Source organism: Leifsonia sp. NPDC077715 (assembly GCF_040686855.1).
Classification (GTDB): Bacteria; Actinomycetota; Actinomycetes; order Actinomycetales; family Microbacteriaceae; genus Leifsonia.
The window spans coordinates 74,350-87,183 of the sequence record NZ_JBFBOG010000003.1; the positions used below are offsets into that span (position 1 = coordinate 74,350).

Below are 12,834 nucleotides of genomic sequence, written 5' to 3' on the forward strand. Positions count from 1 at the left end.
TCGCGTTCAGTACCGCGCCATCGCGGGGTCGACGTCGCGCGCCCACGCGTCGAGCCCGCCCGCGAGCACCACACCGCGCATCCCGGCCTCGGCGAGCAGCTGCCGGGCGGTCTCGGCGCGGATGCCGTGGTGGCAGACGATCACGAGCGGGTCGTCCTGCGGCAGGCGGGCGGCCACGCCGACGGGGTCGCGCTGCACCACGCCCAGCGGGACGAGCAGCGAGCCGGGCAGTTCGACGATCTCCGCCTCCCACGTCTCCCGCACGTCGAGCAGCGTGTGCGGTTCCCCGGCGATCAGCCGGGCGTGGAGCTCGGCGGGCGACATCGTGTCGGTGACGCCGCAGAACAGGTCGTAGTCGATCAGCTGCGTCACCGGCGCGGCCTGCGGATCGCGCTCGTACGCGAGCTCGCGGAACGCGCCGCGCAGCGCGTCGTGCACGATCACCCGGCCGAGCAGCGCATCCCCGGTTCCGGTGATGAGCTTCAGCGCCTCGCCGACCATCAGGCCGCCGATCACGCCGCAGACCGACGGGAGCGCCCCGGCCTCGGCGCAGCTCGCGACGCTCCCCGGTGCGGGCGGCACCGGGAACAGGTCGCGGTAGGTCGGACCCTGCTGCGCCCAGCTCAGCCCGACCTGGCCGCCGGTCTGGTGAACCGCGCCCCACACCACGGGGATGTCCGCGAGGGTCGCCGCGTCGTCGACGAGGTAGCGGGTGGGGAAGTTGTCGCTGCCGTCGAGCACGAGGTCGAACCCCGCGAGGATGCGTTCGGCGTTCTCCGAGGTCAGCCGCTCGTGGAGCAGCCGCAGCTCGATCCCGTCGTCGAGCGCCCGGACGGTGTCCGCCGCCGACTCGACCTTCGGCCGCCCGACGTCCGCGGGGGTGTGGATGCTCTGCCGCGGCAGGTTGCTCGGCTCCACCCGGTCGTCGTCCACGATCCCGATCGTGCCGACACCCGCAGAGGCGAGGAGCGGGAGCACGGCGGAGCCGAGCCCTCCCGCTCCGACGACGAGCACGCGCGCGGCGGCGAGGCGGCGCTGCGCGAGCGGGCCGAAGCCGGGCAGCTGCGTGGTGCGGGCGTAGCGGGCGATGCGCTCGGGGGAGAGTTCGGGGCCGGGTTCGACCAGCGGCGGGAGGGGCATGTCCTCAGCCAATCACACCCGGCGCGCGGCCGCACGGGCCTCAGACCACGGTCACCTGCACCTCGTGCAGCCCCGTCGCGCCGTCGGGGACGACGTCCCGCTCGGTGGCGGTCTGCACCAGGCCCTTGGCGTCGGTCGCCCGCACCCGGAGGGTGTGCGCGCCGGGCGTCGCATCCCAGGCGAAGCGCCACTGCCGCCAGGTGTCGGCGGAGATCGCATCGGCGAGCGTCGCTTCCTGCCACGGCCCGTCGTCCACCTTCACCTGCACGGCGCTCACGCCGACGTGCTGCGACCACGCCACCCCGGCCACCGCGACCGTCCCGGCCTTCACCTGCCGTCCCGCGGCCGGCACATCGATGCGCGACGACAGCTTCACGGGACCGCGCTCAGACCAGCCGCGTGTCGTCCAGTACGCCGTGTGCTCGTCGAAGCGGGTCACCTCCAGCGACACCACCCACTTGGTCGCGGACACATAGCCGTACAGGCCGGGCACCACCATGCGCACCGGATAGCCGTGCTCGAGCGGCAGCGGGGTGCCGTTCATCCCGACGGCCAGGATGGCGTTGCGGTCGTCGGTCAGCGTCTCGAGCGGCGTGGACGCGGTCCAGCCGTCCTGGCTCGTCGACAGCACCATGTCGGCGTCGGAGGAGGGCTTCGCCTTCGCGAGGAGGTGGCGGATCGGGTAGCCGAGCCAGGTCGCGTTGCCGATGAGGTCGCCGCCGACCTCGTTCGATACGCACGTCAGGGTGGTCGTCGACTCCTCCAGCGGGAGACCCAGCAGCTCCGCGAACGTCACCTCGACCTCGTGCTCCACCATCCCGAAGATCCGCAGCTTCCACGCGTTGGCGTCGATGCCGGGGATCTGCAGGGCGGTGTCGATGCGGTAGAAGTCGGCGTTCGGCGTGATGATGGGCGACAGGCCCGGGATGTCGAACGAGGCTCCGGCGGGGATCGGCGGCGCTGTCGTCGCCGGGCGCGGCAGCCGGATCGCCGCCCGCGCCGCCGACGCCGCGCGGAAGCCGCCCGCGACCGCCTGGCCGATCACCAGCGCGAGCGCCCCGGCCGCCGCCGTCGCCGCCGTCGTCCCGACGAACCTCCGCCGGCTGACCCGCGCCCGCGGGGTAGCGCGCGTCGGCTCGGTGTCGCGCAGCATCCGCATCAGCCAGCCCAGCAGCAGGATGGCCAGGGCCGCCGCGAGGACCGAGGGGAGCGCATCCACGATCCCGTTGCCCGAGCGCGTGACGGCCGCGAGCACGCCGACCGCGCCGCCCACGCCGATGAGGATGCGGCCGAGAGGCGGGCGGATGCGCTCCAGCCAGCCGGCAACGGCGGCCCCGGCCAGCACGACGACGGCGAGCGACACGATCAGGAACGCCTTGTCGCCGGTCCCGAACAGGCCGATCACGGCCTCCTTCAGCCACGGCGGCGCGAGGTCGATGAGCAGCGCGCCCACGGTGAGCACCGGGCTGCCGTTCTGCACCAGGAACGCGCTCAGGAGCTCCGCGGCGCCGACACCCGCGACGACGCTCGCCACGCCCGCGCCCGCCGGCCGCCAGAACTCCGCCATAGCGCCAACCTAGAGCCGTCGGCTGTGTACCGGCCGTCTGATTACAGGTTCGTCATACCTGGCTGAGCCCGCGCGCCGCCGCCTGTGAAAGGGTGGAGGCATCATGTCGGACTCCGAAGCCTCCGCCCCACGCCGCCTGCGCGTCGAGGACATCCCCGGGTGGACCGGGCCCGGCTCGGTGTCCGAGGACGCCGTCTACGACACGTTCGTGGGCTGGGTCGAGCAGGGCGGCATCGAGCTTTACCCGGCTCAGGACGAGTCGGTCATCGAGGTCGTCGGCGGCGCGAACCTCATCCTGAGCACCCCGACCGGCACCGGCAAGTCACTCGTCGCCGTCGGCGCCCACTTCGCCGCCCTCGCCCGCGGGGAGCGCAGCTACTACACGGCGCCGATCAAGGCTCTGGTGTCTGAGAAGTTCTTCGCGCTGGTCGACATCTTCGGCGCCGAGAACGTCGGCATGACGACCGGCGACTCGGCCGTGAACGCCGACGCCCCCGTCATCTGCGCGACCGCCGAGATCCTGGCCAACCTCGCGCTGCGGCACGGCGACGAGACGCCGGTCGGCCAGGTCGTGATGGATGAGTTCCACTTCTACTCCGACCCCGACCGCGGCTGGGCGTGGCAGGTACCGCTGCTCACCCTTCCGCACGCGCAGTTCGTGCTCATGTCGGCCACCCTCGGCGACGTGACCGCGCTCGCCGACGACCTGGAGCGCCGAACCGGCCGGCCGACGGCCACCGTCACCGGCGTCGAGAGGCCGGTGCCGCTGCACTACTACTACGAGGTCACGCCCGTCCACGAGACCATCGAGGACCTGCTGGCCACCGGGCAGGCGCCGATCTACGTCGTCCACTTCTCGCAGCTCGCCGCTCTCGAGCGCGCGCAGTCGCTGTCCAGCGCCAAGATCGCCAGCCGCGAGCAGCGGGATGCGATCGCCGAGCTGATCGGCGACTTCCGGTTCACGACCAGCTTCGGCAAGACCCTCTCCCGCCTGCTCAGGCAGGGCATCGGCGTCCACCACGCGGGGATGCTGCCCAAGTACCGCCGCCTGGTCGAGCAGCTGGCCCAGCGGGGCATGCTGCGGGTCATCTGCGGCACGGACACGCTCGGCGTCGGCATCAACGTGCCCATCCGCACCGTCCTGCTCACCGCTCTCACGAAGTTCGACGGCACCCGGATGCGGCAGCTGAACGCCCGCGAATTCCATCAGATCGCCGGCCGCGCCGGCCGCGCGGGCTACGACACCGCCGGAACGGTCGTCGCCCAGGCGCCCGAGCACGAGTCGGAGAACCTGAAGGCGCTGGAGAAGGCGGGCGACGACCCGAAGAAGCGCCGCAAGATCGTGCGCAAGAAGGCGCCGGAGGGCTTCGTCTCGTGGGGTGAGCCGTCGTTCCGCAAGCTCATCGAGTCCGAGCCCGAGACGCTGACCTCGTCGATGCAGATCACCAGCGCGATGCTCATCAACATGATCGGCCGGGGCGGCGACGTCTACCGGCACGTCCGCGACCTCGTCTTCGACAACCACGAGCCGTGGAAGCGGCAGCTCGCCCTCGCCCGGCGGGCGATCGAGCTCTACCGCTCGCTCCTCACCGCGGGAGTGGTCGAGGCGGTTCGGAGCCACGACGGGGTGGAGATCCGGCTGACGGTCGACCTCCAGCCCAACTTCGCCCTCAACCAGCCGCTGTCGCCGTTCGCGCTCGCCGCGTTCGAGCTGTTCGACATCGAGTCCCCGGTGTACGCGCTCGATATCGTCTCGGTCGTGGAGGCGACGCTCGACGACCCGCGTCCCGTGCTGTCGGCGCAGCAGTTCCAGGCTCGCGGCGAGGCTGTCGCGGCGATGAAGGCGGAAGGCATCGAGTACGAGGAGCGGATGGAGGCGCTGGAGGAGGTCACGCATCCCAAGCCGCACGACATCCTGCTGCACGAGGCGTTCGCCACTTACGCGTCGAGCCAGCCGTGGGTCGCGGACTTCGAGCTGAGCCCCAAGTCGGTCGTGCGCGACCTGTACGAGCGGGCGATGACGTTCGGCGAGTTCATCGCCTTCTACAAGCTCGCCCGCTCCGAGGGCGTCGTGCTGCGCTACCTCTCCGACGCCTACCGGGCCCTCAACCAGACCGTGCCGCTCGACCTCCGCACCGAAGACCTCCGCGACATCGTCGAATGGCTCGGCGAGCTCGTCCGTCAGGTCGACTCGAGCCTGCTGGACGAGTGGGAGGAGCTGGTCCACCCGGATGCCGCCAAGCACGCCGCCGAGTTGTCCGAGCTGGCGCCGCCCGCACCGCGGAACGTCACCACCAACCGGCGCGCGTTCTTCGTGCTGGTGCGCAATGAGCTGTTCCGCCGCGTCCAGCTGGCCGCGCTCGACCGCGTCCACGACCTCGGCGTGCTGGAGGCGGAGGCCGCGGTGCTCGCGGACGGTGCCGCGCCGTTCACCGAGGCGCAGTGGGACGCCGCGCTGGAGGGCTACTACGCCGAGCACGACGAGATCCTGACCGACGCCTCCGCACGGTCGGCGTCGATGATCCTGGTGGACGAGAAGCCCGACGGCGCGGATGGGATCTGGCGCGTCCGTCAGATCATCGCCGACCCCGAGGGGGACCACGATTGGGGCATCGCGGCGGACGTGCTGCTTGCGGACTCGGCGCGCGAAGGGGTCGCCGTGATCCGGGTCACCTCGGTCGGACGCCTCTGACGAGTTTGACCCGGCGCGGACACCGTGTGAGTATCGTCACGGCGTCCCAAGAGCGCCAGGTCCCTTGCATGAACTCCCGATGAAGCTTTAGGTCGGGAGGGACGCATCCGACACGCGACAGCGTCAACGCGAGAAAGAGAACGGTGGATCTCACCCTCATCGTCGTGCTGGTCATTCTGCTGGCGCTCTTCTTCGACTTCACGAACGGCTTCCACGACACGGCCAACGCGATGGCGACCCCCATCGCGACCGGAGCGATGCGTCCGAAGGTCGCCGTCGCCCTGGCCGCCGTGCTCAACCTGATCGGCGCCTTCCTGTCGACCGAGGTCGCCAAGACGATCTCCGGCGGCATCATCAAAGAAGGCGACGGCGGCGTGCAGATCACGCCGGTGCTGATCTTCGCGGGCCTGGTCGGCGCGATCGTCTGGAACATGGTGACCTGGCTCTTCGGTCTGCCGTCGTCGTCCAGCCACGCGCTGTTCGGCGGCCTGATCGGCGCGGCGATCGTCGGCGCGGGCATCCAATCGGTCGACTTCGTCGTGGTCCTGGACAAGGTCGTGCTCCCGGCGCTGATAGCCCCGTTCACCGCCGGCGTGGTGGCGTGGAGCGCGACGAAGCTCGCGTACTGGATCACGCGCCGCTACGACGGGCGGCCGGACGGGCGCGGCGGCTTCCGCTACGGCCAGATCTTCTCGTCGTCGCTCGTCGCCCTCTCGCACGGCACCAACGACGCGCAGAAGACCATGGGCGTCATCACCCTCACCCTCATCTCCGCCGGCCTCCAGCCGCTCGGCTCCGGCCCGGAGATCTGGGTCGTCATCGCCTGCGCGCTCGCCATCGCCATCGGGACGTACTCCGGCGGCTGGCGCATCATCCGCACCCTGGGCCGTGGGCTCACCGAGATCAAGCCCGCGCAGGGCTTCGCGGCCGAGACGAGCACCGCGGCGACCATCCTCGCCTCCAGCCACCTCGGCTTCGCCCTGTCGACCACGCAGGTGGCCTCGGGGTCGGTCATCGGCTCGGGACTCGGCCGCCGCGGATCGTCGGTGCGCTGGGGGACCGCCGGCCGTATCGGCATCGGCTGGCTGCTGACGCTGCCCTCCGCAGCGATCGTCGGCGCGGTCGCGGGCCTGATCGCGAACATCGGTCCCATCGGCGTCGTCATCGACACGATCGTCGGGACGGCCGTGGTCGTCTACATCTTCTGGCGTGCCCGCCGCAACCGGGTCACCAGCGAGAACGCTGTCAAGCCGGTGCCGCTGCAGGGCAAGAGCGAGGTCGCGCAGTCCGGCAAGGCGGTCAGGATCGAGAAGGTCAAGCCGCTCAAGCGCGAGCGTCCGAGGAGGTCCGCATGATCGACTGGGCAGCATTCGTCGTCGTCTTCGCGGCCGCGCTGATCGGCTCCTGTGTCGTCGTCGCCTCGTACGCGCTCGGCACGCGCCTGCTGGCGGTCGCCGGCCGAGCGCTCTTCGTCGAGCCGGTCGAGTTCACCGACGCGATCACCGTCCTGACGCCCGAGAAGGCCGCCAAGCTCCAGCGCAAGGCCGAGAAGGCCCAGCGCAAGAACCCGCTCACCCCCGGCCAGATGCGCCTCGCCCTGACCGGCGCGTACGCGTGCTTCACCGTCTGCGCACTCGCGGTGCTGTACGGGCTGTACCTGATCATCCCGTACTTCCACCAGTGAACGATCGGTGAGACGCAACACGCCGTTCCCGTCGATCGGAAACGGCGTGTCGCGCCCCATGGAGGACGGGCTCAGTCCGTCCCGCGCACCCGGCCGATCGCGTTCATCACGTGGTAGACGACGATCGCGGCGATGGCGCCGAGCGCGATGCCGTTGAAGGTCAGCTGGCCGAGGTTCAGCGTGAAGTCGCCGATGCCGATGATGAGCGCGGTCGCGGCCGTGAACTGGTTCTTCGGCTTCGAGAAATCGACCTTGTTGTCCAGCCAGATCTTCACGCCGATGATGCCGATGAGGCCGTAGAGCGCGGTGGTCACGCCGCCGAGGACGCCGGCCGGGATCGTGTTGATCACCGCGCCGACCTTGGGGGAGAGGCCGAGCAGGATCGCGACGATGCCCGCGACCCAGTACGCCGCCGTCGAGTAGACGCGGGTCGCGGCCATGACGCCGATGTTCTCGCCGTACGTCGTGGTGCCCGAGCCGCCGAAGAAGCCGGCGACCGTCGTAGCCAGGCCGTCCGCGAACAGCGCGCGGCCGGTCAGCCGGTTCACCGCCGGGTCGGTGAGCTGCGCGACGCCGCGGATGTGGCCGACGTTCTCGGCGATCAGCACGAGCACGACCGGGAGGAACGCGGGCAGGATGCCCCACGTCGCGGCGGGGGCGGTGAACGGGTTCGCCGGCAGCGTGAACTGCGGCAGGCCGATCCACGCCGCCTTCTCGACGCCGCTGAAGTCGACCTGGCCGACGATCACCGCGAAGACGTAGCCGACGGCGACGCCGAGGAAGATCGACAGGCGCCCCAGCATCCCGCGGAACAGCACGGTGCACAGGATGACGGCGGCCAGCGTCACGAGCGCGGTCACCGGCGCCTTCGCGAAGTTCGCCCCGGCGGCCGGCGCGAGGTTGAAGCCGATCAGCGCGACGATCGCACCGGCGACCACCGGCGGCATCAGGCCGTCGATCCACTTGGTGCCGGTCCCGATGACGATCAGGCCGACGATCGCGAGCAGGATGCCTGTGATGAGGATGCCGAACAGCGCCGACGGCATCCCGTGCGCCTTCGTCGCGGCCACGATCGGGACGATGAAGGCGAACGACGAGCCGAGGTAGCTCGGCAGCCGGTTGCCGGTGATCACGAGGAAGAGCAGCGTCCCGACGCCCGAGAACAGCAGCGTCGTCGCGGGCGGGAAGCCGGTCAGCAACGGCACCAGGAACGTCGCGCCGAACATCGCGACGACGTGCTGCGCGCCGAGACCGATCGTCCGCGGCCAGGTCAGCCGCTCACCGGGCAGCACGATCTCGTGCGCTCCCACCTTCTTGCCGTCGCCGTGCAGCGTCCAGGGCAGAGCCATGCGTGTCCTCACCAGGGTTCGAGTCGGAATAGGCTGGTGTCTGCGCATTCGCGCACTACCCGACGAAGCTGAACGCTCGCCGGGTCACCGCTCACAAGATCCTAAACGGGAGTCAACCATTTCCGCTTCGACCAGCGCGCCCACGACGGCCAAGGGGCGCCTCGACCGCTTCTTCGAGATCAGCGCACGCGGCACCACCTGGGGCACCGAGGTGCGCGGCGGCGTCCTGACGTTCGTGACCATGGCGTACATCGTCATCCTCAACCCGCTCATCCTCGGCGGGACGAAGGATGTGGTGGGCCACACCCTCGGGACCACGCAGGTCGCCGCCGTGACCGCGCTCAGCGCCGGCGTGATGACCCTCCTCTTCGGCCTGATCGCGCGCCTGCCGTTCGCGTTCGCCGCCGGACTCGGCATCAACTCGTTCCTCGCCGTGAACGTGGTCAAGATCCTGACCTGGCAGGAGGCCATGGGCCTCGTCGTCATCAACGGCATCATCATCGTGCTGCTGTCGGCGACCGGCCTGCGCAAGCTGATCTTCAACGCCGTGCCCGCGCCGCTGAAGACGGCGATCACGGTCGGCATCGGCCTCTTCATCGCGTTCATCGGCTTCGTCGACTCCGGGTTCGTGCGCACCACGACGCTCTCGTCGCCGCCCGTGCAGCTCGGCGAGGCGGGCTCGATCGCGACCCTCCCGACCATCACCTTCCTCATCGCCCTGGTCATCATGGGCGTGCTCATGGCGCGCAAGGTCAAGGGCGCGCTCCTCATCGGAATCGTCGCGGCCACCGTCGTGGCGATCATCGGCGAGGCGATCTGGCACGTCGGGCCGTCGATGGGCAAGAACCCGGCCGGCTGGAACCTCACCGTCCCGCAGCTCCCGACCTCGCTCGTCTCGCTGCCCGACCTCAGCCTCGTCGGCCAGGTCGACCTGTTCGGCGCCTTCGGCCGCATCGGCGCGCTGGCCGCGATCATGCTGATCTTCACGCTCGTCTTCACCAACTTCTTCGACGCCATGGGCTCGATGACCGGTCTGGCGCGCAGCGCGGGCCTGGCGAACGAGGACGGCACCTTCCCGCGCCTGCAGTCGGCGCTGATCGTGGAGGGCGTGGGCGCGATCGTCGGCGGCGGCACGTCGTCGTCGTCCAACACCGTCTTCGTCGAGTCGGCGTCGGGCATCGGCGAGGGCGCGAAGACCGGCTTCGCCAGCGTCATCACCGGCGCGCTGTTCCTGCTCGCCATGTTCTTCACCCCGCTCACGCAGGTCGTCCCGCTCGAGGTCGCGGCGGCGGCGCTGGTCGTCGTCGGTGCGCTCATGGTCGTCCAGATCCGCCACATCGACATGAGCGAGTTCTCGGTCGTGCTGCCGGTGTTCCTGACGATCATCGTCATGCCGCTGACCTACTCGATCGCGAACGGCATCGGCGTCGGCTTCATCAGCTGGGTGCTCATCCGCTCGCTCGCGGGCAAGGGGCGCGAGATCAGCCCGCTGCTGTGGGTGGTCGCGGCCGGCTTCCTGATCTACTTCGCCCGCGGTCCCATCGAGGGCCTGCTCGGGCAGGTCTGACCCTCCGGGATTCGTGCCGAATGTGCGCTATGGGTCCTCCATAACGCACATTCGGCACGAATCCGTTGGGGAGGGTGGGGTGGCGCCAGGGTGGAATCGGGGGTTATCCGGATACCCTCCGGTTCCACCCGACGCTTGACTGGATCCATGACCACCACCACCAGTAACCCGAACCTCACCGCCGTCCCCGACCGCACGCTCATCATCACCAGCTTCGCGCTCGGCATCGCGTCCATCGCCTTCGGCTGGACCCTGATCGCGCCCATCGCCGGCCTCGTCGTCGGCGTCATGGCCCTGAACCGCGAGCCGGCCGGCCGCACCTTCGCGATCTGGGGCATCGTCCTCAACGCGGTCATGCTCGCGGGCGTCGCGATCGGCCTGCTGTTCGCCGTCGTCGGGCTCGGGATCGGGCTGGCGGCACTGCCGTTCGCCTGGCTCTGAACCGAGTTTGAGATGATGGGGGGATGGAACCATCCCCCCTCGTCCGGCCGCGCAGCTTCGTCGTCCGGGGCCGCAAGACCGAGGCGCAATCCCGCGCCATCGACGAGCTCTGGCCGACCTTCGGCCTCGAGTTCGACGGCTCGCCGCTCGACCTCGACGCCGCCTTCGGCCGCACCGCCCCGCGCGTCGTCGAGATCGGTTTCGGCAACGGCGAGAACCTGCTGACCCTGGCCGAGCGGCACCCCGACCGCGACTTTCTCGGCATCGAGGTGCACGGCGCGGGCATCGGCCGCGTGCTCGGCGCGATGCGCGACCGAGGGCTCACCAACATCCGCATCGTCCGGCACGACGCCGTCGAGGTCTTCGAGCGCGGGCTGGCCGCCGGGTCGATCGACGAGGTCCTGATCTTCTTCCCCGACCCGTGGCCGAAGGCGCGGCACCACCGGCGGCGGCTCATCCAGCCGGAGTTCGCCCCGGTGCTCGCCCGCGCGCTCGCGCCGGAGGGTGTGCTGCGGCTCGCCACCGACTGGGAGCCCTACGCCGAGCACATGATCGAGGTGCTGGACGCCGAGCCCGCTCTGGTCAACCTGGCCGGCGCCGAGCACTACCTCCCGCGCCCGGACGACCGCCCCGTCACCAAGTTCGAGCGCCGCGGCGAACGCCTCGGCCACGCGATCTTCGACCTCGCCTACCGCCCCGCCCCCTGACGCGCTCCATCCGGCCGCGCGAAAGGGAGGAGTTCGGTCGCGACACGCCGGACGGAGGCGGCGAACGGAGGGGTTCGGACGAACCCGGCCGCAGATCTCCTCCGTTCCGGACTCGCGCACCGCGGCGATCCCTAGGATGGGCGCATGACGCACGCCATGGTCGATGAGCTCCGGTCCGCTTTCGACGGAGGGCTCACCAAGCCGCTCGCCTGGCGGCTCGCCCAGCTGCGGGCGCTGCGCCGCATGCTCACCGAGCGCGGGGCCGAGTTCGAGGACGCGCTGCGTGCCGATCTGGCCAAGAACCCGACCGAGTCGCAGATCGCCGAGCTCGGCTTCGTCGTCGGCGAACTCGACCACACCGTGAAGCGCCTGCGTCGCTGGCTGCGCCCGCGCCGGGTCTCCGTGCCGGGAGCCCTCCTGCCCGCCCGCGCCTACACGATCCTCGAGCCCGTCGGCGTGGTGCTGATCATCGCGCCCTGGAACTACCCCGTGCAGCTTCTGCTCGCCCCGCTCGTCGGCGCGCTGGCCGCCGGCAACGCGGTCGTGCTCAAGCCCAGCGAGCTCGCGCCCGCGACCTCCGCCGCCATGGCCCGGCTCATCCCCGAATACCTCGACTCCCGGGCGGTCGCCGTCGTCGAGGGCGGCGTCGAGGAGACCACCGACCTGCTCGCCCAGCGCTTCGACCACATCTTCTACACGGGGAACGGACGCGTCGGCCGCATCGTCGCGGCGGCAGCGGCCGAGCACCTGACCCCGGTCACCCTGGAGCTCGGCGGCAAGTCGCCGGTCTACGTCGATCGCACGGTCGACGTGGCGGCGGCCGCCCGCCGGATCGCGTGGGGCAAGTTCATGAACGCCGGCCAGACCTGCGTCGCCCCGGACTACGTGCTCGCCGACCGCGACGTCGCACCCCGGCTGGCGACCGCCCTGCGCGAGGCCGTGCGCGAGCTCTACGGCGACGACCCGTCGCAGAGCCCCGACTACGGCCGCATCGTCAACGACCGCCAGTTCGAGCGGCTGACCGGGATGCTCGGCTCCGGCACCGCAGCCGTCGGCGGCGACCACGACGCCGCGACCCGCTACCTGGCACCCACCGTGCTGACCGACGTCGCGCCGGACTCGCCCGCGATGGCGGAGGAGATCTTCGGCCCGGTCCTGCCCATCCTCCCGGTGGACGGGGTGGACGACGCGATCCGCTTCATCCGGACCGGCGACAAGCCGCTCGCTCTCTACGTCTTCACATCGAGCGCCCGGACGCGCCGCCGCATCCTGACCGAGACCAGCTCCGGCGCGGTCGGCTTCGGCGTGCCCGCGGCGCACCTCGCGGTGGCCGGCCTGCCCTTCGGCGGGGTGGGGGAGAGCGGTGCCGGGGCGTACCACGGCGAGCGTTCGCTGCGGACCTTCAGCCACGAGAAGGCGGTGCTCAGCAAGCCGCTCAGCCCCGACACCCTGCAGCTGATCTACCCGCCGTACACCGAGTCCAAGGACCGCTTCGCGCGCGGTCTGCTGCGCAAGCTCGGTTGATCGACATCGTGTACACGGACGCTCGGGACGCCGGACAGTGAGTCCATCGGACGGCGCTGACCCGGGGGTAGGCTCGGCACTGCCGGAGGCCACGAACTCCCGGCGACAGAAGCATGCCAACGCACGACGAGAGGCAACGGTGCCAACCGTGAACCCGACAGCA

At 70.7% G+C, this 12,834-nt stretch carries 10 protein-coding genes; 7 read left to right on the forward strand and 3 right to left on the reverse strand.

Going from position 1 to position 12,834, the window contains the following annotated elements:
- Positions 1-6: 6 nt before the first annotated feature.
- A complete protein-coding gene (locus tag AB0P25_RS14115) occupies positions 7-1,140 on the reverse strand; it encodes a ThiF family adenylyltransferase (protein WP_363808166.1) in 1,134 nt (377 codons plus the stop codon).
- A 40-nt stretch (positions 1,141-1,180) separates the two neighbouring features.
- Positions 1,181-2,707 carry a molybdopterin-dependent oxidoreductase gene (locus tag AB0P25_RS14120; protein WP_363808167.1) on the reverse strand — a complete coding sequence of 509 codons (1,527 nt, stop codon included), beginning with the start codon at positions 2,705-2,707 and terminating at the stop codon, positions 1,181-1,183.
- A gap of 103 nt (positions 2,708-2,810) precedes the next feature.
- On the opposite strand from AB0P25_RS14120, the gene AB0P25_RS14125 reads away from it, so the two are divergent.
- The 3 genes from AB0P25_RS14125 to AB0P25_RS14135 all read left to right on the forward strand — a co-directional run bounded on the left by AB0P25_RS14125 (position 2,811) and on the right by AB0P25_RS14135 (position 7,083).
- The gene (locus AB0P25_RS14125; protein ID WP_363808168.1) at positions 2,811-5,399 is read left to right on the forward strand and encodes a DUF3516 domain-containing protein; all 2,589 of its coding nucleotides are present in this window, start codon (positions 2,811-2,813) and stop codon (positions 5,397-5,399) included.
- Between the two features lie 143 nt (positions 5,400-5,542).
- Positions 5,543-6,754: an inorganic phosphate transporter gene (locus tag AB0P25_RS14130; RefSeq protein ID WP_363808169.1), complete on the forward strand. Its 1,212-nt coding sequence runs from the start codon at positions 5,543-5,545 to the stop codon at positions 6,752-6,754.
- Complete coding sequence (locus tag AB0P25_RS14135; protein ID WP_363808171.1) at positions 6,751-7,083, forward strand: peptidase; 333 nt, start codon at positions 6,751-6,753, stop codon at positions 7,081-7,083. Before AB0P25_RS14130 ends, AB0P25_RS14135 begins: the two co-directional genes overlap by 4 nt.
- A gap of 71 nt (positions 7,084-7,154) precedes the next feature.
- On the opposite strand, the gene AB0P25_RS14140 is transcribed toward AB0P25_RS14135, so the two are convergent.
- Positions 7,155-8,432: a solute carrier family 23 protein gene (locus tag AB0P25_RS14140; protein WP_363808172.1), complete on the reverse strand. Its 1,278-nt coding sequence runs from the start codon at positions 8,430-8,432 to the stop codon at positions 7,155-7,157.
- A 118-nt stretch (positions 8,433-8,550) separates the two neighbouring features.
- On the opposite strand from AB0P25_RS14140, the gene AB0P25_RS14145 reads away from it, so the two are divergent.
- The 4 genes from AB0P25_RS14145 (at position 8,551) to AB0P25_RS14160 (ending at position 12,671) form a co-directional block, all read left to right on the forward strand.
- Complete coding sequence (locus AB0P25_RS14145) at positions 8,551-9,999, forward strand: NCS2 family permease (RefSeq protein WP_363809306.1); 1,449 nt, start codon at positions 8,551-8,553, stop codon at positions 9,997-9,999.
- Between the two features lie 147 nt (positions 10,000-10,146).
- On the forward strand, positions 10,147-10,440 hold the full coding sequence (locus AB0P25_RS14150) for a hypothetical protein (RefSeq protein ID WP_363808173.1): 294 nt from the start codon (positions 10,147-10,149) through the stop codon (positions 10,438-10,440).
- A 23-nt stretch (positions 10,441-10,463) separates the two neighbouring features.
- Entirely contained in the window at positions 10,464-11,147 is a 684-nt protein-coding gene (gene trmB / locus AB0P25_RS14155) for a tRNA (guanosine(46)-N7)-methyltransferase TrmB (protein ID WP_363808174.1), read from the forward strand.
- Positions 11,148-11,291: 144 nt separating this feature from the next.
- Positions 11,292-12,671, forward strand: coding sequence for an aldehyde dehydrogenase family protein (locus tag AB0P25_RS14160; RefSeq protein ID WP_363808175.1), 1,380 nt, complete (start codon positions 11,292-11,294; stop codon positions 12,669-12,671).
- The last annotated feature ends 163 nt before the right edge of the window (positions 12,672-12,834 follow it).

Bases quoted from the DNA above. Each gene is read 5' to 3' on its own strand.
- AB0P25_RS14135 (WP_363808171.1), top strand. From the start codon at position 6,751: ATGATCGACTGGGCAGCATTCGTCGTCGTCTTCGCGGCCGCGCTGATC.
- AB0P25_RS14120 (WP_363808167.1), bottom strand. From the start codon at position 2,707: ATGGCGGAGTTCTGGCGGCCGGCGGGCGCGGGCGTGGCGAGCGTCGTC.
- trmB (WP_363808174.1), top strand. From the start codon at position 10,464: ATGGAACCATCCCCCCTCGTCCGGCCGCGCAGCTTCGTCGTCCGGGGC.
- AB0P25_RS14160 (WP_363808175.1), top strand. From the start codon at position 11,292: ATGACGCACGCCATGGTCGATGAGCTCCGGTCCGCTTTCGACGGAGGG.
- AB0P25_RS14115 (WP_363808166.1), bottom strand. From the start codon at position 1,140: ATGCCCCTCCCGCCGCTGGTCGAACCCGGCCCCGAACTCTCCCCCGAG.
- AB0P25_RS14140 (WP_363808172.1), bottom strand. From the start codon at position 8,432: ATGGCTCTGCCCTGGACGCTGCACGGCGACGGCAAGAAGGTGGGAGCG.
- AB0P25_RS14150 (WP_363808173.1), top strand. From the start codon at position 10,147: ATGACCACCACCACCAGTAACCCGAACCTCACCGCCGTCCCCGACCGC.
- AB0P25_RS14125 (WP_363808168.1), top strand. From the start codon at position 2,811: ATGTCGGACTCCGAAGCCTCCGCCCCACGCCGCCTGCGCGTCGAGGAC.